Here is a 22708-nt window from a genome sequence, read left to right on the forward strand (position 1 = left end):
AGGCATTACTTCTTTTAACTGTGAAAAGGGTTTTCGATATTACCAAAAGGGGCATTATTAAGTAAGCACAAACCGCGGCCTTTCAGGTAAACTTGTTTGTCTAAGGTCTTATTCACAAGAACAAAGGAGTCGGGATGAGTTCTCAATCCCAGGCCAAATCACCGGAAGCCTTACGAGCAATGGTCGCCGGGACGCTGGCTAATTTTCAGCATCCAACCCTGAAGCACAATCTCACGACGCTGAAAGCGCTTCATCACGTCGCATGGCTGGACGATACGCTGCACATCGAGCTACAGATGCCGTTCGTCTGGACCAGCGCCTTTGATGCCCTGAAAGAGCAAACCAGCTCTGAGCTGCTGCGCATTACTGGCGCAAAAGCAATTGACTGGAAGCTAAGCCACAGCATCGCCACGCTTAAGCGGGTGAAAAATCAGCCGGGCGTTAACGGCGTGAAGAACATCATCGCCGTCAGCTCGGGCAAGGGTGGGGTGGGTAAATCGTCGACCGCCGTGAACCTGGCGCTTGCGCTGGCGGCAGAAGGGGCGAAAGTCGGCATTCTGGATGCGGATATCTACGGCCCGTCCATTCCAAACATGCTGGGGGCGGAAAACCAGCGTCCAACCTCGCCGGACGGCACCCACATGGCGCCGATTGTGGCGCACGGTCTGGCGACCAACTCCATTGGTTACCTGGTCACGGACGATAACGCGATGGTCTGGCGTGGCCCGATGGCCAGCAAGGCGCTGCTGCAAATGTTGCAGGAGACAATGTGGCCTGACCTCGATTATCTGGTGCTGGACATGCCGCCGGGCACCGGTGATATCCAGCTGACGCTGGCGCAGAACATTCCGGTTACCGGCGCCGTCGTGGTCACCACGCCGCAGGATATCGCGCTGATCGACGCCAAAAAAGGCATCGTCATGTTCGAGAAGGTGGAGGTGCCGGTACTGGGTATCGTCGAGAACATGAGCATGCATATTTGCAGCAACTGCGGGCACCATGAGCCTATCTTTGGTACCGGCGGTGCGGAGAAGCTGGCTGCGCAGTATCACACCCAGCTGCTGGGGCAGATGCCGCTGCATATTTCTTTGCGTGAGGACCTGGACAGCGGGAAACCTACGGTGGTCAGCCGCCCGGACAGCGAATTTGCCCAGATGTATCGCCAGCTTGCAGGGCGCGTTGCGGCGCAGCTTTACTGGCAGGGAGAAGTGATCCCGGGTGAAATCGCCTTCCGCGCGGTGTAACACCTCTGCGCGTTAGTGCCGGGTGGCGGCTTCGCCTTACCCGGCCTACCTCGATTTTGTCGGTCAGGTAAGCGTAGCGCCACCTGACTTTACCCAAGCCGATAGTGCATCAAATAATACTCTCCGTCCGGAGAATCCCCCGTCGCCTCAATGTGCCAGCCGTGGCGCTGGTAAAACGCAACCGCCCGCTCATTCTTCACCAGACACTTGAGTGAACCCGTGCTGGTAAACGTCTTCTGTACCTGTTCCAGTAACAAATGACCCACTCCCAGGCTCTGATACTGCGGATCGACAAACAGGTTGTGCAGAAAATTATCGTTCGTCCAGACTGAGGCAAAGCCAAGTCGGTGCCCATCCTGCTCCGCCACCCAAATCTCTTCGTCCAGGGTTGCCGCGTCAAAATCTTCAAGCTGCCACGCAGAACTGTCCAGCCACGGCCAGGCTTCACGCCGGGCGTGGAGGAAGAGCGTACGCAGGAAAGGGCGATCGCTCTCCTGCCACGGACGGATTAGGATCGTATCAGCGGTGATAGAAGATATCTCCGTTATAGGCTTTGTAGATTTTGCCATCGGCATCGCCAATCAGAACATAATTTTCACCCATGTAGGTCCAGTGTGTGCCGGCATCGGGCGCAGGAAGGTTACGCAACTGGTACTGTTTGATGGTGTACTCGGGCGTCTGATACTGCGCGGGCGCGGTGTCGCCAATTTTGAACTTCGTAAAATCGGCAATAAACTCTTGTTCTTCATAGGCCTTGATGCCGGAAGGCGCTGTCGACGCTTGCGGTGCAGCGTGCGCGGCCCCTGCCAGTGACACTAATACACCCAGAAGCAACAATTTACGCTTAGCCATTTTTTCTCCAGTCATATCGTTACTGATACTTTTTGTGTGCAGATCCGCAAACGGATGGCAGACAGTTCATTTTAAGTATCCTCACAGGGTGAGTTTGCAAAAAATGTAACAAAAGCGCACGGTTTTGTGTAGTCGCAACCGGCATTAATTATTTCTTCGATGAATAAATATTGGCTTATGCAGATAACATAATTATTGGTTTATTAATTAATTCTGAAAAAACATTTTCAAAGCAAATTTACAAAGATCCAGGCATGCATTAAACGAATAGAACATTTAAGATTGCCCGAAACCCTCTTTCCTAACCCGTAAGTCAGACGATGCAGGGCTGTTAAAGCCAGGCCGCAGGGATGCTGTGGTTTTTTAAATATTACTGCCATCACTGTTAATTAATTTGACAGTAAAGGATTGTTTTAGAATGGAAATCACCATTTCATCACCTATTCGATAATCAATACTATAAAAAGATATTTTTACTCAATGAAAAACACAACAGTCTTTTCGATATTGTTTTTAATTATTACGCCGTTATCTGGCTGCGTATTTTCACCGGGTCAGCATCTGGATCTTGCTGGAAAACAGGTCATGACCACAGAAGATGCGAACGATCGTCTGGAGAAACGGATTGATGTTTATCCTCTTACGCCTTCGTTAATTGAAAAATTGCTGCCATCGGTCCTGAAATCTCAGGCAAATCCTAAGCTGGATGAACAGGTCAAAAACTGGGAATACCGTATCGGCGTTGGGGATATTTTGACCGTCACCGTCTGGGATCACCCTGAACTGACAACCCCGGCGGGGCAGTATCGTAGCGCCAGCGACACAGGTAACTGGGTTAATGCCGACGGTACGCTTTTCTATCCTTATGTCGGTAAATTGCAGGTGGCAGGCAAAACGGTCGCACGGGTACGCGAGGAGATCACGGCCCGGCTGAACAATGTCATTGAAAGCCCGCAGGTGGACGTCAGCGTCGCCTCTTTCCGCTCGCAAAAAGCCTATGTGACGGGCGAGGTGGTGAAGTCGGGGCAGCAGGCGATCACCAATATCCCGTTAACGGTGATGGATGCCGTGAACGCCGCAGGGGGGCTCTCTGCCGACGCGGACTGGCGCAATGTCGTGCTGACGCATAATGGGAAGGATACGCGCCTCTCGCTGTATGCGCTGATGCAGCATGGCGATCTCACCCAAAATAAGCTGCTCTATCCCGGCGATATTCTGTTTGTCCCCCGTAACGATGCGCTGAAAGTGTTCGTCATGGGCGAGGTCGTTAAACAGAGCACGCTGAAAATGGATCGCAGCGGCATGACCCTGGCCGAAGCGCTGGGCAATGCGGGTGGGCTGAACCAGAATATGGCCGATGCCACCGGCATTTTTGTCATTCGTTCGCTGCCGAAAAGCGAGCGTTCAGAGAAAATCGCCAACATCTACCAGCTCAATGCTCAGGACGCATCAGCTATGGTGTTAGGCACCGAGTTTCAGCTTGAGCCCTATGACATTGTCTATGTCACCACTGCACCACTGTCCCGCTGGAATCGCGTGATATCACAGCTTGTTCCGACTATCAGCGGGGTGCATGACCTTACCGAAACGGTTCGTTACATCAGATCGTGGCCGCAATAATGTTCAAATCAATACTCGTGGTTTGCACCGGAAATGTCTGCCGTTCTCCGATTGGGGAGCGGCTTTTACGCCAGCACCTGCCCGACAGACATATCGCCTCGGCGGGGATATACGGGCTTGAGGGGCGCCCGGCGGATGACAGCGCTCAGGACGTGGCCTGGCGGCATGGGATCTCCCTCGACGGTCATGTGGCGCGCCGGCTGACACGCAATCTGACGCAGGAATCCGATCTTATCCTGGTGATGGAGCCGGAACATCTTCGCTTCATTGCGGCCATGGCGCCGGAGAGCAGGGGAAAGTCGCTGCTTTTTGGGCAATGGCTGGAGCCGAAGGATATCCCCGATCCCTACCGTAAAAGCCGAGAAGCGTTTGAATATGTGTTCGGGCTATTGGGTAAAGCCAGTCAGGAATGGGCACGTCGTTTAGGTCAGAAAGGAATGAAGCATTAATGTCGTCTTACACAACAGACAATTATGGTGCAGCGGCACCCCAACAACATGAAGTCGATCTCGTTCGTCTGCTCGTCGAGATGATCGACCACCGCACGATGATTCTGTGCGTGACGTTCCTGTTCACCCTATGCGCCGGTCTCTATGCCTGGGTTACGCCCCCTGTTTATCAGGCGGATGCCATGGTGCAAATAGAAAGCAAACAGGATAACAGCCTGCTCAAAGGTTTGAGCCAGCTGGGCACCGATGTTTCGCCGGATGTTGCCCCTGAAATTTTACTGCTGAAATCACGCATGATCCTCGGCGAGACCGTCGACAAATTAGGTCTGACGCAGCAGGCAAAGCAGCGCGTTTTGCCTGTGGTGGGGCGTCTCTGGCAGCGTCTGCAAGGGCGCGGGCAGGGTAAAATCACGTTAGGCGAACTCCAGATCCCGCAGGTGGAAGGCAAAGCGCAAGAGCTCACGCTGACGGTACAGGAAGCGGGAAAATATCACCTGACGGGCGAAAACATTGAAGCAGACGGTCGGGTTGGGAAAACGCTGGTCACGCAAGGGATCGTTCTGCTGGTGACGTCGATTGAGGCGACGCCAGGCACGCAATTCTCGCTTAAATCGTTGACGCGGCTGGAGACGATCAATGCCCTGAAGAAGAGTCTCACGGTTGCGGAGTCGGAGAAACAGAGCGGTATCGTGACCTTAACCCTGACGGGCGAAGATCCTGACAAAATCGCCCGGGTGCTGAATGCGATTGCTGACAATTATCTTCAGCAAAATATCGCGCGGCAGGAGGCCCAGGACTCTCGTAGTCTGGCTTTTTTACAGGAGCAGTTGCCGAAAATCAGAGCGGATCTGGATCAGGCCGAAGCGCGGCTGAATGCTTATCGGGCACAGCGTGACTCGGTGGACCTGTCTTTAGAAGCAAAATCCGTCCTGGATCAGGTTGTTAACGTGGAGAATCAGCTAAACGAGCTGACGTTCCGGGAGGCAGAGATCTCCCAGCTCTTTAAAAAGAGTCACCCTACCTATCGTGCATTGCATGAAAAGAGACAGACCCTTGAGCGGGAACGGGATCGCCTGAATAACCGTGTGTCAGCTATGCCCTCCACGCAGCAGGAGATTTTACGCCTGAGCCGAGATGTTGAGTCGGGCCGCACGATTTATTTACAGCTATTGACGCGTCAGCAGGAGCTGAATATTTCCCGCTCCAGCGCTGTCGGGAACGTGAGGATCATTGATGAGGCGGTTACGCACCCGGATCCGATAAAGCCGCGTAAAGCGTTAATCATCATACTTGGCGCGCTGTTCGGGCTAATGCTCGCAATGGGAACCGTGCTGGTACGTCAGGCGTTCAAACGTGGTATCACGCTTTCCGAGCAGCTGGAAGCGCAGGGGCTGCCGGTTCTGGCTACGTTGCCACGTTCCCAGTGGTTGTGGAATAAAACGCATTTGCGCAGAAAAAATCCGTTTTCTCGTCGCTGGAAACACAAAACCTCGGATGTGCCTTTCCTGCCCGTCGATCGCCCTGCTGATATATTTGTTGAAGCAGTACGCGGGCTGCGGACCAGTCTGCATTTCACCATGATGGAGGCTGAGAACCACATTGTGATGATTTCTGGCCCCACGCAGGACTGCGGAAAAACGCTGGTGGCGACGAATCTGGCGGCCGTCGCCGGGCAGAGCGGTCAGCGGGTGCTGTTTATTGATGCGGATATGCGCCAGGGCTATGTTCATAATATTTTTGGCCTGGAGAACCGCCACGGATTGTCCTGCCTGCTCGAAGGGAAACGCGACTTTACGGAGGTCATTCAGCATGATGAAAAAGCGGGGATTGACGTCATCACCTGCGGCCCGGAACCCCTGCGTCCGTTGGAAATGCTGTTAAGTGAACGCTTCCTTGACATCATGTCCTGGGTTAACGAGCAATATGACATTGTCATCATCGATACGCCGCCAGTCCTGGCCGTCACCGATGCCGCGCTGGTCGCCAGAGCAGCCGGAACAACGCTAATGGTTGCCCGTTTCGATAAAACCAGCGTGAAAGAGATGGAGCATACCGTTAAACGTCTCCAGCACGTTGGCGTGAAGGTCAGCGGCACAATCCTCAACGATATTGTTAAATCCGCAGCGCTGTTTTATAGCTCGGGGTACAGCCAGTGTGACTACGGTTATGCTTCGAGGAAAAAAGGGGACAGGGGTTAGATCGGGAAAAATAATCCCTCTCCCGGACGGGAGAGGGATAAGCATTACTTCGCCATCACTTCCTGCGCGGTACGCTCAACCAGAGACAGCAGGACTTTAACATCCTCCAGCGTCACGGTTGGGTTCAGCAGGGTCAGCTTCAGGCAGGTGATGCCGTTATGCTCGGTCACACCGACGTTTGCACGGCCAGACTCCAGCAGCGCATCGCCAATTTTCTGGTTCAGCAGGGCGATACCGGCGTCATCCATCTGCGCCTGCGGACGGAAGCGGAACAGCACGCTTGCCAGCTGGGGTTGCATCACCAGTTCCAGAGCAGACTGCTCTTTCACGTAAGCCGCAACCTGCTGCGCCAGCGTCACGCCGTGATCGATGATTGCCGCGTATTGCTCCTGACCCAGCGCTTCCAGGCTCATCCACAGTTTCAGCGCGTCGAAACGGCGCGTGGTTTGCAGAGATTTGGAGACCAGGTTAGGCACACCCGCTTCTTCATCGAACTCAGAGTTCAGGTAAGCCGCCTGATAGCGCATCAGCTCATAGTGACGCGCTTCTTTCAGCAGGAACGCGCCGCAGCTGATGGTCTGGAAGAACTGCTTGTGGAAGTCCAGGGTGACGGAATCCACCAGCTCGATACCGTCCAGATAGTGACGATACTGCTCAGACATCAGCAGCGCGCCGCCCCAGGCCGCATCAACGTGCACCCAGATAGTGTGTTTCGCAGCCAGCTCAGCAATAGCACGCAGCGGATCGATAGCGCCCGCATCGGTCGTACCGGCCGTGGCCACAATCGCCAGGATCTGCTCGCCGTTCGCGTTGCACTGTTCGATTTTCGCCGCCAGATCGGTGAGATCCATGCGGGAAAATTCGTCCGTTTTCACCTGCACCACGGACTGGTAGCCCAGACCCATCAGCGCCATGTTTTTCTGCACGGAGAAGTGGGCATTTTCCGAGCACAGCACGCGGATCTTACGCAGATCGCCCGTCAGACCGTCCTGCTGAACAGAGTGGCCCTGACGCGCAAAGAAAGCGTCACGGGCCAGCATCAGGCCCATCAGGTTGCTTTGGGTGCCGCCGCTGGTGAAGACGCCTGCGTCGCCAGCCTGATAACCCACGCGGGTACGCAGCCACTCGATCAGTTTGATCTCAATAATGGTTGCGGACGGGCTTTGATCCCAGGAGTCCATACTCTGGTTGGTGGCGTTAATCAGCACTTCCGCCGCCTGGCTAACCACCAGGCTTGGGCAGTGCAGGTGCGCCACGCACTGCGGGTGATGAACGGACAAGCTGTCTTTCAGGAAGAACTCCACGGCGCGTTCAATCGCCGCTTCGTTGCCCAGCCCTTTCGGGTTGAAATCCAGCTTAATACGGTCGCGCAGCTCCGCGACCGTTTTGCCCTGGTACATCTCAGGCTGTTTCAGCCACTGCATTACAGCCTGAGTGCTTTGTTCAATCGCCTGCTGGTAAGCTTCAATGCTCTGCGCAGAGGAGAACAAAATTGGGTTTGAATCAGACATCGTATTCAACAACTCCGGTTACGCCGGGCGAACGCCCGCAGCAAGCAGTGCCTGCTCAAATTTATCCAGGAAGACTTTCAGCTCGTCATCGCTGATCAGCAGAGAAGGCAGCAGACGCAGAACGATACCGTTACGGCCACCACGCTCCAGAATCAGGCCCGCTTCGAAGCATTTCTTCTGGATCAGTGCAGACAGCTCGCCATCGCCCGGGAAGCAACCCATGTGATCGGCGGCTTCATGTGGCTTAACGATTTCAATACCGATCATCATGCCCAGACCGCGAACGTGGCCGATCACCGGATAGCGTTTCGCCATCTCTTTCAGCTGGCCTTTCAGCCATTCGCCCTGTGCAGCCACTTTGCCCGCGATGTTCTGGTCTTTCAGGATCTTCAGCGTCGTCAGACCGGTTGCCATCGCCAGCTGGTTGCCGCGGAAAGTACCGGTATGGTGACCTGGCGCCCATGCATCGAACTGCTTTTTGATACCGAGCACGGCCAGCGGCAGACCGCCACCGACTGCTTTAGACATCACGATGATGTCTGGCTCAATGCCAGCGTGTTCGAAGGCAAAGAATTTACCGGTACGGGCAAAGCCAGCCTGAACTTCGTCGAGGATCAGCAGGATACCGTGTTCCTGAGTGACTTTGCGGATGCGCTGCAACCACTCAACAGGCGCCGGGTTCACGCCACCTTCACCCTGAACGGCTTCGAGGATCACCGCGGCAGGTTTACGCACGCCGCTTTCGACGTCGTTAATCAGATTTTCGAAGTAGTAGGTCAGCGCCTTCACGCCCGCTTCACCACCGATACCCAGTGGGCAACGGTACTCGTGTGGGTAAGGCATGAACTGGACTTCTGGCATCATACCGTCAACCGCTTCTTTCGGAGACAGGTTGCCGGTGACGGACAGTGCGCCGTGGGTCATACCGTGGTAACCACCAGAGAAACTGATGATACCGCTACGACCGGTTACTTTTTTTGCCAGCTTCAGCGCCGCTTCAACGGCGTCAGCCCCGGACGGGCCAGTGAATTGCAGGCAGTACTCTTTGCCCTGACCAGGCAACAGAGAGAGAAGGTATTCTGAAAACGCGTCTTTCAACGGCGTGGTCAGATCCAGGGTATGTAACGGCAAGCCGCTGGTAATGACATTTTGGATGCTTTTCAGCACATCAGGATGATTGTGGCCAAGCGCGAGGGTGCCTGCGCCAGCTAAACAGTCAAGGTATTCTTTATTATCTGCATCGGTGATCCACACGCCTTCTGCTTTCGTGATCGCTAAAGGCAGTTTGCGCGGATAACTCCTGACGTTAGATTCAAATTCGGCCTGACGGGCCAGATAGGTTTCGTTGCTTTTGTGGGCATCTACGGTGTCAATACGGACTTTATCCGTCATCATATCACTCCTACAACCGCCGCTTCGTTATGAGCCACGATTGAATAAAAAGTTAAAAAACAGATGGGGCCTGAAAAAAACGCCGCCAATATAGAGCCTTTTGTCACCGGGCTCAATGGTTAATTTGTTTACTGTTTTGTGACACAGGGCACAGGGCAGGGAAGAACGCCGTTTGTATAGGGAAGATTGCACTTTATGCTAAATAAAAACAGCAGCTTACGTATGTTTTGTCAGCATTGTAAAATCAGACAAAAGAGTGTGACAAATCGTGCGATTGGCAGGCGAAAAGGAGGCGGAGCGCCTCCTTACACTGTTTATTATTGGGTAACGCGTAAAACGCCGTGTTCTCGTCCCTTCGTTTTATTCCACGACGCGTCTGTAATACCGTTTTCATCCAGGCTTAGCGATATCACAAAACCGTTACCACGGATCTCATAGAAATTCGCATTCAGACGTTTAACGCTCGCTTTCTTGCCGTTAACCGTAGCGCTAAAAAAGCCGTTAGAAAGCGTGGCGCTAACCGTATCCGACGAGAACGAGGCTTCACGCAGGGGATCGTGAACGGATGTCGTTGGTTCGTGTTGTGCCGCGTTTTCCGCTTTGGTTTTGCTGATATCGCAAGAGCCATCGCCAGCGCTAATTTGCGTGCATCCCGAACGCTCTAATTGAGCACGATAATGGGCGTTTATGGCGTGCGCAGGCGAGACACAACCTGCAAGCACGGCAGTACTTATGACTAACATCATTAATTTTTTCATTTTATCGCCTTAAAAACGACATAAATACCAGGAGACATACATTACGCCGATCCAGATCCCGACCGAAATCAGCATCAGATACAGGGCTACCGAAATAAAAATATATTTAGACATCTTTTTGTATTAACGAAATGCTCATCCGTTAAAATGAGGCTTTATATTTGTCGCGATGATTGTTTTACGCGTTAAAAGCCCATTCCAATCCCAACCGAAGCGCCCATATTATTCGCAGTATCATCTGAAAAGCTCACTTTCGCGATGACATGGGAATTAAAGTTAACGGACGCACCGACAGCAAGCGCGCTCTCGCCGTTGTAAGTCGCGCCGCCAGCAGAGAACATGACGCGCTGATTGGTTTGCACTTGTGGCAAACCCGCCATCGCCATCGCCCCTGAAATACCGGCATTGGCCTGCTTCTTATTATTGTCCACTTCATCACGCAGAGATTTAAATTGCTGGCTGGTGTTAGTATTCATTGCCTGTAATGTCTGCCTGGTGGCTTGCAGATCCTGCGTGGCGGCAGTAACAGCCAGGCTATTTTTAGCGACCTTCGCCTGGGTAGCCGTATCCAGCTGTCGTTGTGTCACGGTGGTTGTCACACCATCTTTACCGTTATGACCGTCTACACCGTCGCGACCGTTTCTTCCCGCAATGCCTTGTGCGCCAGTATCACCCTTATCACCTTTCATGCCTGTCGCGCCAGCATCGCCTTTTTCACCCTTCGCGCCGGTTGCACCGATATCCCCTTTATCACCCTTTGCGCCAGTCGCGCCGGTATCCCCTTTATCGCCCTTTGCGCCAGTCGCACCGGTATCCCCTTTATCACCTTTCGCTCCATCTGTACCGTTGTTGGGTTTAGATGCATTTTCGAGAGCAGTAAGGCGGCTATCCTGAATATTATCGACGTGTTGAAGGTTGATAATGGCTGCGCCGTTAGTCGCCACACCCTGTAGGGCCGTCTCACTTTTCAGACTGGCGGTATCGGCAAGCGCGCCTGCAAGCAATGCTTTCTGATGTGCGTCATTAGCCATTTTATCCACGACTAACACGCCTAATTTTGTGGACTGAAGGTCGTCATTGACCTGCGTTAAGCGGTTATCCGTTGCGATATCACGGTTAATGCTATCAGCGTTGTTTTGTGCAATCTGATCCTGATGGTCATTGACAATATTAGTGATTTGCTGATCGTCCCAAACCGTATTCGCGGCTTCAGCCTGGCTCATTGTACCCGCTAAGACAACGCCCATTACAAAAATAGCAATAAAGGTTTTATTCATAGATTTCATTTGAAAAGCTCACATCATTAACTGTTGAAAAAATACTGAAGCTGAACAGCTTTATTTTCTGGATTTAAAAAACGGTGAGCGTTGTTTAAATCTTATTTAGTAACGCGAGTAAACTATCAATTAAACGCAAACCAATGATGTTGATCTAAGTCATAAATATTATGAATAGTTCCGACGGCGTAAAAGTCATTTTGCGGTTGTTATTAATGTAAACATTAAGGTGAAAATGAGGTGGTAAATGAGAGAGTTAAATTAAGTGTTTGACAGAGATAAAATTCTGCAAAATAAATGTTTACTTTAATATGTGGATTTATTTCATACGAAAGAAAGTGGACTGTCTTATAAAAGCACTCCCGGTGCGTCATTATAGATACAAATAAAATTTCTCAGCACAGAGAGTGAATAATATTTTTCATGAGTTCTTAACAGATATGGTGGGATAATTAACTGAACAATAATGTATACATATTGAGGGTAGTTAATATCTTGTCGTTTATTGTTCGTTACAGGGGGTTAACGGACAGCCCGAAACTCCTTGCACCCGGGTTACCCCCCGGTTACACTACATGACTACGAAACGCTTTTTCGTAAGCAACTGTTTTATAAGTAATTTGACTCGGGGTGCCCTTCTTTGTGAAGGCTGAGAAATACCCGTATTACCTGATCTGGATAATGCCAGCGTAGGGAAGTCAGATGCCTACCCGGTCATCGCTTCTTCACGCACGGCAGGAGCGAAACCATGCAGCCTGACCTGCTCGACTCACACGTTTTACATCAATTCCGAACCCGTTCCCCGCTCACGCACTGTATGACCAACGATGTCGTGCAGACCTTCACCGCCAACGTTCTGCTCGCGCTGGGCGGTTCCCCGGCAATGGTGATCGAAGCCGAGGAAGCGGAACAGTTTGCCGCGCTTGCCGATGCTCTGCTCATCAACGTGGGTACACTCACCGCGCCGCGCGCCCAGTCGATGCGTCGGGCCATTGAGAGCGCGGTAGCCGCGGGTACACCCTGGGTTCTGGATCCGGTTGCGGTTGGCGCGTTGGCGTACCGTACCCGCTTTTGCCAGCAAATATTGCCCCTCAAACCTGCGGCCATTCGTGGAAACGCCTCCGAAATCCTCGCCCTTGCCGGAATGAGTGCGGGCGGGCGCGGAGTGGATTCCACCGATACGGCGGCGAGCGCGTTGACCGCTGCGCAGACGCTCGCCCGCCAGACCCACGCCGTTGTAGTCGTCACGGGAGAAGTGGATCACATCACCGACGGCCAGCGAACCCGTACCGTCGCGGGCGGCGACCCGCTGATGACCCGCGTGGTGGGAACAGGCTGTGCGCTCTCGGCGGTCGTCGCCGCCTGCTGCTCGCTGCCTGGCGACAGGCTTGATAATGCGACGGCAGCCTGCGGCTTTATGAAGCGCGCAGGGTCAGTTGCCCTGACGCAAAGCCGGGGCCCCGGCAGCTTTGCTCCGGCGTTTCTGGACGCGCTTTACGCGCTGGAGGAGCTGGTATGACACGCATTAATGCCCTGACTATTGCGGGAACCGATCCCAGCGGCGGAGCGGGGATCCAGGCAGACCTGAAAACCTTCTCTGCGCTCGGCGCTTACGGATGCTCGGTTATCACCGCGCTGGTGGCGCAAAACACGCGCGGTGTACAGTCGGTATATCGCATTGAGCCGGATTTTGTCGCCGCACAGCTGGATTCGGTATTCAGCGATGTACGCATCGACACCACCAAAATCGGCATGCTCGCAGAGGCGGACATTGTTGAAGCGGTCGCTGAACGTCTCAAACGTTATCAGATAAAAAACGTGGTGCTCGATACCGTGATGCTGGCCAAAAGCGGCGATCCGCTGCTCTCCGCCTCGGCCGTCGACACCCTGCGTAAAAAGCTGCTGCCGCAGGTGGCGCTGATCACGCCAAACCTGCCTGAGGCCGCCGCGCTGCTGGATGCGCCACACGCGCAAAACGAACGTGAGATGAAAGAGCAGGGCAATGCGCTGCTGGCGATGGGGTGTCGCGCGGTGCTGATGAAAGGCGGTCATCTTGATGATGCAGAAAGCCCGGACTGGCTCTTCACCCGCGATGGCGCGCAACGTTTCACCACCCCGCGCATACAGACCAAAAACACCCACGGCACGGGCTGTACGCTCTCGGCGGCGCTGGCGGCGCTGCGTCCCCGAAACGCGAACTGGGCGGATACGGTGCAGGAGGCGAAGATCTGGCTCTCGGGCGCGCTGGCAAAAGCCGATTCTCTGGAAGTGGGTCACGGTATTGGGCCGGTTCACCATTTTCATGCATGGTGGTAAGCCGTATACTGGCATAAAACCTTATGCCAGAGAAAAACAGAGATGGAACAAGCGCATACCCGGTTAATTGCTCAACTCAAGGAACGAATTGCCGCACCGGACAACACGCCGTTGTACCTGAAATTTGCCGAAACGGTTAAAAACGCGGTACGCAGCGGCGTGCTCGCGCACGGTAATATTTTGCCTGGCGAGCGCGATCTGAGCCAGCTGGCCGGTGTGTCGCGCATTACGGTGCGTAAAGCGATGCAGGCGCTGGAAGAGGCTGGCGTCGTCACCCGCGCGCGTGGATACGGTACGCAAATCAACAATATCTTTGAATATTCGCTAAAAGAGGCGCGCGGGTTTTCTCAGCAGGTGGTGCTGCGGGGCAAAACGCCCAACACGCTGTGGGTTAATAAACGCGTCGTGAAATGTCCGGAGGAGATCGCCCGCCACCTCTCCCTTGCACCGGACAGCGATGTCTTTCTGCTTAAGCGCATCCGCTACGTGGATGACGATGCGGTATCAATAGAGGAGTCCTGGGTACCGGTAGGGTTAATCCCCAACCCGGACGACATCGGCGTCTCGCTTTATGATTACTTCCGCAGCCAGAATATCTTTCCACAGCGCACCCGTTCCCGCGTCAGCGCCCGGATGCCGGACAGCGAGTTTCAGGCGCATATCAAGATGGACGATAAGATACCGGTGCTGGTGATCAAGCAAGTCGCGCTCGATCAACAGCACCGGCCAATTGAGTACAGCATCAGCTACTGCCGCAGCGACCTATACGTCTTTGTGTGCGAGGAGTAGGGCCTCGCGCGTGGGGGCGCAGTCGCCACCGCGATGGCTGACTACCCAGGCGGCTACGGCATTGCCAAGCTGCACCGCCTCTGGCAGTGACCATCCCGCGGCCAGCCCGGCAAGGGTACCTCCCGCATGGCTGTCACCCGCGCCGATGGTATCGACCACGGTAGCAGGAAACGCCGGAACGTGTCCGGAAGCGTCACCGTCATACCAGACCGCCCCGTCTTTATCATGGCGTACGATCAGCGCAGCGCCAAACCTCTGCTGCCACCGTGTGCCGAGCTCTTCCACGTTCACGCCAAGCCATTCGGCGGCAAGTTCCGCCTCCTGACGATTGAGCGAGACGATTGGTTTGCAGGCCATGATGCGTGCCATCAGCGGGTCGGGAATATCCGCGATGCGCGGACCGAAATCGATAAAGAGCGTCACATCCTGAAGACTTTCCAGCCAGGCCGTCAGTAGCTCACCGCTGGGGGACGCCAGCTGGTAGCCGGACAAAGAGATCAGGCTCCCTGCCGGCACGCTTAACCCGTCCAGCCAGCGCGGCTGCCACTGGTTCTCCACGCCGCTAAACGACATAAAGGTCCGTTCACCGTCAGGCTCCACCAGCGCCAGGCACCAGCCGTTATCGCCCGTTTCCGCTTCCACGGCGCTGTGCAGATCCTGCTTCGCCATGGCGTTACGGATAATATCGGCCCACACGCCGTGGCCGACGGGAAGGGCATTTTGCGCAGCAATGCCGAGCCGCTTCAGGGCGATGGCGATATTCAGCGCGCAGCCGCCAATATTCACTCCCTGTTGCTTCAGCTCGATATCACACCCGCGCCAGGGCAGGGCGTAGGCGTCGGCAATCACGTCGATGACCGCCGCGCCGAGCACCGTTACGGGGCGCGTGGCGTGAAGGGTTTCGAGACGGCGGGCAAAAGCACTCATACGCCCTCCCTGTGCTCCCGGAAGTGCAGCAGTTTTTCGCAGTAGTGGCCGAAATCGAGCCGGTTTACGGCATCAAGTTCGTTTTTGAGCGCCGGATCAATGGCCTGTACACCGTGTAGCGCGCCGCAGATGGCCGTTGCCATCGCGCCGATAGTGTCAGTATCACCGCCCAGGTTGGCGCATAACACCGCGCAGCGGTTCGGATCGGTGCCCGCGAGTTCGACCATCGCAATCGCCGCCGGAACGGACTCAAGGGTGCTCGTGCCCGCGCCAATAAGCTGATAGATCTGCTCGCTGGCGGACTCGGTACCGTTGGCTTCGCGCACGGTTTTCAGGGCCAGCTCAATACGAGCGGAAAGCGATGCGCTGAAGGTGGTCGTTTTCGCCTCCTGCGCCGCACGGGCAATACCTGGCAGGGCATCGGCGATGTTCTGCCAGCGCTCGCCGTCGATAGCGCGTGAAACCGCCCACGCGATCACCACCGCACCGGCGATGGCGAGATCCGATTTATGGGTCGGGCTGGAGGCTAACGCAACCTGTTCCACAAAGTGCGCCAGACGCGTGGCCGGCAGCAGACATCCCAGCGGGGAGGCGCGCATCGCCGCCCCGTTGGTGACGCCGTTGTTTTCCAGCTCGCTCACCGGCTTGCCGTCACGGATGGCGTTCAGGGCAATTTTGGAGGTCGGGCCGAGCACATTCTTATTGAACGCGTCAAAATCCAGCGCCCAGTCCAGAATATGCTTACCGATAACGTCAGGGTTAATTTCCCCGTCGCATTCGATAATCGCGTCGGCCAGGCACAGCGCCATCGACGTATCATCCGTAAATTCGGCCTGCTTAAAGTAACAGGCGGCATTATTCTCAGCCGGGCCGGGTAAGAAACGGTCGATCCAGCCGAAGTGCGCTTTCACCCGCTTGCGCGGCCACAGCTCCGACGGCATCCCCATCGCATCCCCTAACGCCTGCCCGTAAAGAGCACCGAGAATACGGTCTTGTTTCATTTAACTTCCCCTCGTGTCAGCGCGGTATCGCCATCAACCACCTCAATTGCGGTGATCTCTTTATCCGATTCGCGGAAAAACAGCATAAACAGCACGGCAATCACCACAATCATGATTGCACCAAACGTCCACATTCCGGCCCAGTTGAAGGTCAGCCCATTCACCGGCTCTTTATATGCGAACATTTTTTCCATCATCACGCCGCCGAGACGGTAACCCAGCAGGCTACCAAAGCCCTGACAGCACAGCGTGATCAAGCCCTGCGCCGCGTTGCGCATATGCACGGGCGCTTTTTTATCCACGTAGATGTACGCGGTGACGTAATAGAAGTCATAGCTTACGCCGTGCAGCAAAATGCCGAGGAACAGCAGGGCGTAGGTGAAGTATTGCTCGGCGCCGCCGTAAACAAAGAAACCGTAGCGAATGGCGGCGGTGATCAGGCCCAGCAGCAAGACCTTCTTAATACCAAAGCGTTTGGTAAAGAACGGCAGAGCGAGCATGAAGAAGATTTCAGAGAACTGGCCGAGAGTCATCCAGCCGGTGGCGTTTTTCATCCCCACTTCGGTGAGATAGCCGTTGGCAAAGATGTAGTAGAAGGCCAGCGGCATGGCGAACAGGAACGAGCAGAAGAAGAACACCAGGAAGTTTTTATCGCGCAGCAGGATCAGCGCATCCAGCCCCAGCATCACTTTGAAATCCAGCTTGCCGGTACTCTTCGGCGGGGTATTCGGCAGGAACAGCGCGAAAACGCCGAGCAGAAGGGAGCTGGCAGCGGTCATCAGCAGCGGGATATTGGTGTCAGAGATGTCGCTATAGCCCATCATCTGCGGCAGGAAGCCGCACGCCAGGCCGGAGGCAATCCAGCCTATGGTACCCATCACGCGGATGCGCGGGAAATCAGCCTCTACTTCATCGACGTTCGCGAAGGCGATGCTGTTGGTCAGCGCGATGGTCGGCATATAGGTCAGGGAGTAGGCCAGCAGCAGCGGGAAGAAGGTGCTGAACTGGGTTTGCTGTGCTGCGAAATACATCAGAATCGCGCCAGCGAACATCAGTACGGCCAGCACTTTCTGGGCGGCGAAGAAACGGTCCGTCAGCGAGCCGACCAGGATGGGAGAGAGGATCGCGGCAATCGCGGTACAGGCATACGACCAGCCAATTTCCCCTGCGGTGAACCCGCTCTTACTCAACCACAGCCACAGCGGCACAAACCATGCGCCCCAGATAAACCATTCAACGAACATCATGAATGACAGTTGGACTTTCGTTTTCATTTTTTAATCCTGCATGTCAGAGGTACGCATGTAACATACCATGTGATAATACCTTTTAAATACCTTTAAGGCGATTGTTTGATCAGTGTAACAAAAATGTTGTACACGAAACGAGCCAGCAGATTGTGCTTAAAAAAGTTGCAAATGGTGGAAAATAGGTTAAGTCGGTACCAGGCTTAGTCTGCCTGCAAAAACGTGGGCTTGGATCACACGCTCCGACATCATGTCGGACTTACGGGAGCATCACTATGACTGATATTGCGCAACTGCTTGGCAAAGACGCCGACAGCCTTTTACAGCATCGTTGTATGACCATTCCAGCCGACCAGCTTTATCTGCCCGGCCATGATTACGTAGACCGCGTCATGGTCGACAACAACCGTCCGCCTGCCGTACTGCGAAACATGCAGACGCTTTACAATACCGGCCGTCTGGGCGGGACCGGGTATCTGTCCATTCTGCCCGTTGACCAGGGCGTAGAGCACTCGGCGGGAGCGTCATTTGCTGCTAACCCGCTCTACTTTGACCCGAAAAACATTGTCGAGCTGGCGATTGAGGCGGGCTGTAACTGTGTGGCATCGACGTATGGCGTGCTGGCCTCCGTTTCCCGCCGCTATGCTCACCGCATTCCGTTCCTCGTCAAGCTGAACCACAACGAAACCCTGAGCTACCCAACTGAATACGACCAGACGCTGTACGCCAGCGTCGAGCAGGCGTTCAACATGGGCGCGGTCGCGGTCGGGGCGACCATCTATTTCGGCTCTGAACAGTCGCGTCGGCAGATTGAAGAGATCTCCGCGGCGTTCGAGCGCGCGCACGAGCTGGGGATGGTGACCGTGCTGTGGGCCTATCTGCGTAACGCGTCGTTCAAGAAAGACGGCGTGGATTACCACGTATCAGCGGATCTGACCGGTCAGGCAAACCACCTGGCGGCAACCATCGGCGCGGACATCGTGAAGCAGAAAATGGCCGAGAATAACGGCGGCTATAAGGCGGTGAATTTTGGCTATACCGACGACCGTGTCTACAGCAAGCTGACCAGCGACAACCCGATCGATCTGGTGCGCTACCAGCTGGCGAACTGCTACATGGGCCGCGCCGGGCTGATTAACTCCGGTGGTGCGGCAGGCGGTGAAACCGATCTGACCGACGCGGTGCGCACGGCGGTGATTAACAAACGTGCGGGCGGTATGGGGCTGATCCTCGGCCGTAAGGCGTTTAAAAAATCCATGGCCGACGGCGTGAAGCTGATTAATGCGGTTCAGGATGTCTATCTGGACAGTAAAGTCACGATTGCCTGACGCCACCGTATCCCTCTCCCTCAAAGGAGAGGGCATTATCGCGCACCCTGTCAAACATCAGCGCAACAGCACGCAGTCCGGCGGCAACCGGCACTGCAACGCGCCGGGCAAGACCTCAATGCGGAATCGCTCGCCGCTGAGCGGCTCTCCGTCGAGGTTAAAGGTCATGCCGTGTGGGGCGATCACTTCAAACCACGCGGATTTCCCGTCGATGATATTGGGGCTCTCCTCTGGCTGCGTCAGCGTCGTAAACAGCGCAGGCAGCAGCCCGTCGCCGGTAAAAATGCGCAGCTGTAGCTGACCGTCATTAATCAGCGCTTCCGGGCAAAGCTGCTGTCCGCCGCCTGCCTGACGCCCGTTGCCGATACCAATCACCAGCGCGTCGCCCTGCCAGTGGAAGTTCTCACCGTGAATTTCACAGCTGTCGGGCTTGAGGGTGTCCATGCGCATCAGGCCGTGAATGAGATACGAGACGCCGCCCAGCGCGGCTTTCAGTTTTTCCGGCGTTTCGCTGGTGATCCGCGTGCCGAAACCGCCCGTCGCCATATTGATAAAGCAGGTTCTTTCATTCACCTGCGCAATGTCGACAGCGGTCGCTTTCCCGAGGATAGCCAGTTGCAGCGCTTTGCCTAAATCCTCAGGTATGCCGGCGCTGGTGGCAAAATCATTGGCGGTACCGAGCGGTAAAATGCCCATCACCGGGCGATGTGCTGTGTCGAGGTCAATAAGCGCGCCAGCGATCTCGTTGATTGTTCCGTCGCCGCCGCCGGAAATGATGGTTTCAGCGCCTAACCTGATGCCTTCGTCGATATAGCGTGCCGCATCACCTTTTTCAAAGGTCACCCGCACGTGAATGCGCGCGCCATCTTCACGCAATTCGGTGATCGCCTGGCGCAACAGATCGTTGCCTGCACTTTTGCCATTGAGAATTAATAAACTGTCTGGATAGGTTGCCATCCGGGTTGCTCCCTTTTTTAACTATAGAAAGAGTGTATCCCAGAGAAGGAAAAAGCGGGTAAGAACAGGATGAAAGGCAAAAAATAAGCCCGCGTAAGGGAGATTACGCAGGCTAAGGAGGTGGTTCCTGGTACAGCTAGCATTTATGGGTTATGTTTTTCAGCGGGGGGATAATACCCGTATTGAACGAAGCGGTATGTGATCCGATTCTAAGAATTATCCCAGCGTGAAAAAATCCCGTTGATTGACTATTTGCCGTGTGGATTTCGGGTATTTTCACCTTCAAAATTACGCATCAGCAGCGCAAACTCCAGCTCCACCTCTTCAGGAACCGGCAGCCAGACCACATGGCCGTCGCCAGGTGCGACCTCAATCGCCTCACCTTTTTTGTTTTCCAGGTGCTCCAGGCGGAAGTTCATATTGCCCTGCGGCGTCATCAGCTCCAGGCTGTCGCCTTTAGTGAATTTGTTTTTTACGGCGACGGCGGCCAGCGGGCCTTTACGCTCGCCGGTGAAGTCGCCTACAAACTGCTGGCGTTCAGAAATCGAATAGCCATGCTCGTAGTTCTGGTAGTCGTCGTGGGTGTGACGACGCAGGAAACCTTCGGTATAGCCGCGATGCGCCAGACCTTCCAGCGTTTCCAGCAGGCTGGTGTCGAACGGTTTACCGGCGGCGGCATCGTCGATGGCTTTGCGATACACCTGTGCGGTACGGGCGCAGTAGTAGTAGGACTTGGTGCGGCCTTCGATTTTCAGGGAGTGTACGCCCATCTTGGTTAAACGCTCGACGTGCGCGATGGCGCGCAGATCTTTGGAGTTCATGATGTAGGTGCCATGCTCGTCTTCAAAGGCGGTCATGTACTCACCCGGACGTTTGGCTTCTTCGATCATAAACACGCTGTCGGTAGGCGCGCCGATACCCAGCGTTGGCTCAACGTTGGTGACCGGGATCGGCTCGTGTTTATGCACGATATTGCCGATGTCATCCTCTTTGCCTTCCTGAACGTTATATTCCCAGCGGCAGGCGTTGGTGCAGGTACCCTGGTTCGGGTCACGCTTGTTGATATAGCCAGAGAGCAGGCAGCGGCCGGAGTAGGCCATGCACAGCGCGCCGTGAACGAAGATTTCGATCTCCATATCCGGCACCTGGGTGCGGATCTCTTCGATCTCTTCGAGGGACAGCTCGCGGGACAGAATGACGCGGGTCAGCCCCATCTGTTTCCAGAATTTCACCGTTGCCCAGTTGACGGCGTTAGCCTGCACCGAGAGGTGAATGTCCATCTCCGGGAAGTTCTCCCGAACCAGCATGATTAAACCCGGGTCCGACATGATCAGCGCGTCCGGCCCCATCTCCACGACCGGCTTCAGGTCGCGAATGAACGTTTTCAGCTTGGCGTTGTGCGGCGCGATGTTCACCACCACGTAGAATTTTTTGCCCAGGGCATGCGCTTCGTTGATGCCGAGCTGAAGATTCTCGTGGTTGAATTCGTTGTTACGCACGCGTAGCGAGTAGCGCGGCTGGCCCGCGTAGACGGCGTCGGCACCATAGGCGAAAGCGTAACGCATATTTTGCAGCGTTCCCGCCGGGGAAAGGAGTTCCGGTTTAAACATGTTTGTTCTCGTTCTGATGACAGGTCAGATCCGCGTGCACCTGGTGCAGCGGTAAGGGGAGATCCCCCACTTTAAGGGCGGGCATTGTAGCGCTGCGGGGCGGGGAGGTAAAGCGCCTCACCCCTTTCAGATGACATAATACTTCGTATCTTTAAACCATTAGCGATATGACATACAAACACAAATATATTAAAGCCAGTAGAATAATACCGGCGATAAGAATGAAACCAATGGCATTCATCGTAGCCGTTCCAGAATACTTGACTGTCCAGATGGCAACTGTTCGAATGTTATGCAGTATTTTTGTGATCATATAGCTGATGAAAACAATAAGCAGCGTCAATTGCGTAAACATGGAAAGGTAAAACATGATAGCCTGCGGAATGAAGTAGTTAGATATTGCCCCTTTTGAGGTAAAGATAATCATGGTTTCGTTATCGATGAAATCCAGTGAAGACCGTATCACTTCCAGCGGGTTCCATGTCATTACAGGTCTGTCTTCAAAATACAGGCCTTGCTGGATATAGAGGTCCTCAATCGAAGCATTTTTAAGATGGGTGATGATAAGTGTAAATGAGAGCATAACACCCAGAACAATTGAAGAAAAATAAACGATCGATTTTACAGACGAAAACCCTTTCGATAGACCTGCGTTAATGTAAGCTCTGATAAGATAAATTGACATCACATCAAGCAGTAAAGAGTACCAAAAGCCAAAATGAATAAAGTCATGTAAAGCAACTTTAATGGTCAATGGCAGATGTTGAGGAATGATGTGCTCAGGATTTCTAAAAGTCAGCACCCAGAGATACCAAACTACAAATAAGATACTGGAATATAAAACCAATAAAAACGGGATGGTAATTAATTGCCTTTTTGAGAATGCATGATTACCGAATGCCAGGAAAAAAGCGCTTACCCATTGCTCGGAAAACTTGGTTATTCTGTTTTTTTTAGGTATGAGGAGTTCTATTTTTTGTATTGCTTTTGTTTTCATTTTTTTATTATAAGTAAATAACCCCAGGAAAAGGCTGGCAACGCTTATAGCTGTGGTGATGATAATGAATAAAATACCAATAAAATTTTGCATTTCTTGAAGCCGTAATATAGTGATTTATTTCGTTTTTAACATCAAACATTACAGTTTGCAATTGTCAAATCAGGTAGGCGTGTTGTTAGAAAGTGAATGTTATGAAGAACGATGATTACCTGGGCAGGTAATCATCGTTAAA

20 protein-coding genes and 1 riboswitch are annotated in these 22708 nt (G+C 54.0%); of the genes, 8 read left to right on the forward strand and 12 right to left on the reverse strand.

The genetic code is table 11. The features are described 5' to 3' along the window. Positions 1 to 134: 134 nt before the first annotated feature. Positions 135 to 1244 carry an iron-sulfur cluster carrier protein ApbC gene (gene apbC, locus RHN82_RS17945; RefSeq protein ID WP_003859263.1) on the forward strand — a complete coding sequence of 370 codons (1110 nt, stop codon included), beginning with the start codon at positions 135 to 137 and terminating at the stop codon, positions 1242 to 1244. Positions 1245 to 1333: 89 nt separating this feature from the next. Here the strand turns inward: apbC and RHN82_RS17950 are convergent, their stop codons facing one another. Further along, on the reverse strand, positions 1334 to 1813 hold the full coding sequence (locus RHN82_RS17950; RefSeq protein WP_047053607.1) for a GNAT family N-acetyltransferase: 480 nt from the start codon (positions 1811 to 1813) through the stop codon (positions 1334 to 1336). Next, positions 1764 to 2096, reverse strand: coding sequence for an RcnB family protein (locus RHN82_RS17955; protein WP_003859260.1), 333 nt, complete (start codon positions 2094 to 2096; stop codon positions 1764 to 1766). The genes RHN82_RS17950 and RHN82_RS17955 overlap by 50 nt, the downstream gene beginning before the upstream one ends. Positions 2097 to 2576: 480 nt before the next feature. Here RHN82_RS17955 and RHN82_RS17960 point away from each other — a divergent pair, with 480 nt between their 5' ends. The 3 genes from RHN82_RS17960 to RHN82_RS17970 are packed head-to-tail and all read left to right on the forward strand — an operon-like array spanning position 2577 to position 6363. Next, positions 2577 to 3716, forward strand: a complete 1140-nt coding sequence (locus tag RHN82_RS17960; RefSeq protein WP_047053407.1) for a polysaccharide export protein — start codon at positions 2577 to 2579, stop codon at positions 3714 to 3716. After that, positions 3716 to 4165, forward strand: coding sequence for a protein tyrosine phosphatase (locus tag RHN82_RS17965; protein ID WP_059347572.1), 450 nt, complete (start codon positions 3716 to 3718; stop codon positions 4163 to 4165). Before RHN82_RS17960 ends, RHN82_RS17965 begins: the two co-directional genes overlap by 1 nt. Next, positions 4165 to 6363 (forward strand): polysaccharide biosynthesis tyrosine autokinase, encoded by a 2199-nt coding sequence (locus RHN82_RS17970; RefSeq protein WP_047053411.1) that lies wholly within the window; start codon positions 4165 to 4167, stop codon positions 6361 to 6363. The genes RHN82_RS17965 and RHN82_RS17970 overlap by 1 nt, the downstream gene beginning before the upstream one ends. Positions 6364 to 6407: 44 nt before the next feature. Here the strand turns inward: RHN82_RS17970 and RHN82_RS17975 are convergent, their stop codons facing one another. From RHN82_RS17975 to RHN82_RS17990, 4 genes are all read right to left on the reverse strand, one after another. Next, positions 6408 to 7874, reverse strand: coding sequence for an aspartate aminotransferase family protein (locus RHN82_RS17975; protein WP_047053413.1), 1467 nt, complete (start codon positions 7872 to 7874; stop codon positions 6408 to 6410). Positions 7875 to 7892: 18 nt separating this feature from the next. Then, positions 7893 to 9269: a diaminobutyrate--2-oxoglutarate transaminase gene (locus RHN82_RS17980; RefSeq protein ID WP_047053415.1), complete on the reverse strand. Its 1377-nt coding sequence runs from the start codon at positions 9267 to 9269 to the stop codon at positions 7893 to 7895. A 314-nt stretch (positions 9270 to 9583) separates the two neighbouring features. Then, positions 9584 to 10024, reverse strand: coding sequence for a hypothetical protein (locus RHN82_RS17985; protein ID WP_047053417.1), 441 nt, complete (start codon positions 10022 to 10024; stop codon positions 9584 to 9586). Positions 10025 to 10209: 185 nt separating this feature from the next. Next, entirely contained in the window at positions 10210 to 11301 is a 1092-nt protein-coding gene (locus RHN82_RS17990; RefSeq protein WP_071886786.1) for a YadA C-terminal domain-containing protein, read from the reverse strand. Between the two features lie 616 nt (positions 11302 to 11917). Next, positions 11918 to 12014: riboswitch (TPP riboswitch) on the forward strand. A 35-nt stretch (positions 12015 to 12049) separates the two neighbouring features. Between RHN82_RS17990 and thiM the strand changes: the two genes are divergently transcribed. The 3 genes from thiM to RHN82_RS18005 are packed head-to-tail and all read left to right on the forward strand — an operon-like array spanning position 12050 to position 14406. After that, entirely contained in the window at positions 12050 to 12820 is a 771-nt protein-coding gene (thiM, locus tag RHN82_RS17995; RefSeq protein WP_047053419.1) for a hydroxyethylthiazole kinase, read from the forward strand. Beyond that, positions 12817 to 13617 carry a bifunctional hydroxymethylpyrimidine kinase/phosphomethylpyrimidine kinase gene (gene thiD, locus RHN82_RS18000; protein ID WP_047053421.1) on the forward strand — a complete coding sequence of 267 codons (801 nt, stop codon included), beginning with the start codon at positions 12817 to 12819 and terminating at the stop codon, positions 13615 to 13617. Before thiM ends, thiD begins: the two co-directional genes overlap by 4 nt. A gap of 42 nt (positions 13618 to 13659) precedes the next feature. Beyond that, entirely contained in the window at positions 13660 to 14406 is a 747-nt protein-coding gene (locus RHN82_RS18005) for a GntR family transcriptional regulator (protein ID WP_003859242.1), read from the forward strand. On the opposite strand, the gene RHN82_RS18010 is transcribed toward RHN82_RS18005, so the two are convergent. From RHN82_RS18010 to RHN82_RS18020, 3 genes are read right to left on the reverse strand one after another with little or no spacing between them, the layout of a single operon-like run. Continuing rightward, positions 14380 to 15333 carry a PfkB family carbohydrate kinase gene (locus tag RHN82_RS18010; protein ID WP_047053423.1) on the reverse strand — a complete coding sequence of 318 codons (954 nt, stop codon included), beginning with the start codon at positions 15331 to 15333 and terminating at the stop codon, positions 14380 to 14382. The two genes, RHN82_RS18005 and RHN82_RS18010, sit on opposite strands and share 27 nt — an antisense overlap. Continuing rightward, a complete protein-coding gene (locus tag RHN82_RS18015; RefSeq protein WP_047053424.1) occupies positions 15330 to 16334 on the reverse strand; it encodes an ADP-ribosylglycohydrolase family protein in 1005 nt (334 codons plus the stop codon). The genes RHN82_RS18010 and RHN82_RS18015 overlap by 4 nt, the downstream gene beginning before the upstream one ends. Beyond that, positions 16331 to 17608, reverse strand: coding sequence for a nucleoside permease (locus tag RHN82_RS18020; RefSeq protein WP_047053426.1), 1278 nt, complete (start codon positions 17606 to 17608; stop codon positions 16331 to 16333). The genes RHN82_RS18015 and RHN82_RS18020 overlap by 4 nt, the downstream gene beginning before the upstream one ends. A 248-nt stretch (positions 17609 to 17856) precedes the next feature. Between RHN82_RS18020 and fbaB the strand changes: the two genes are divergently transcribed. Beyond that, positions 17857 to 18909 carry a class I fructose-bisphosphate aldolase gene (gene fbaB / locus RHN82_RS18025; protein ID WP_000129585.1) on the forward strand — a complete coding sequence of 351 codons (1053 nt, stop codon included), beginning with the start codon at positions 17857 to 17859 and terminating at the stop codon, positions 18907 to 18909. A gap of 57 nt (positions 18910 to 18966) precedes the next feature. Here the strand turns inward: fbaB and yegS are convergent, their stop codons facing one another. The 3 genes from yegS to RHN82_RS18040 form a co-directional block, all read right to left on the reverse strand. After that, a complete protein-coding gene (gene yegS, locus RHN82_RS18030; RefSeq protein WP_047053429.1) occupies positions 18967 to 19866 on the reverse strand; it encodes a lipid kinase YegS in 900 nt (299 codons plus the stop codon). Positions 19867 to 20114: 248 nt separating this feature from the next. After that, positions 20115 to 21476, reverse strand: coding sequence for a tRNA 5-hydroxyuridine modification protein YegQ (gene yegQ, locus RHN82_RS18035; RefSeq protein ID WP_022651495.1), 1362 nt, complete (start codon positions 21474 to 21476; stop codon positions 20115 to 20117). 151 nt (positions 21477 to 21627) lie between these two features. After that, positions 21628 to 22566: a hypothetical protein gene (locus RHN82_RS18040; RefSeq protein ID WP_047053432.1), complete on the reverse strand. Its 939-nt coding sequence runs from the start codon at positions 22564 to 22566 to the stop codon at positions 21628 to 21630. Positions 22567 to 22708: the final 142 nt, after the last annotated feature.

This window comes from Enterobacter cloacae complex sp. EB5 (assembly GCF_031432835.1).
GTDB classification, from domain to species: Bacteria; Pseudomonadota; Gammaproteobacteria; order Enterobacterales; family Enterobacteriaceae; genus Enterobacter; species Enterobacter hormaechei_C.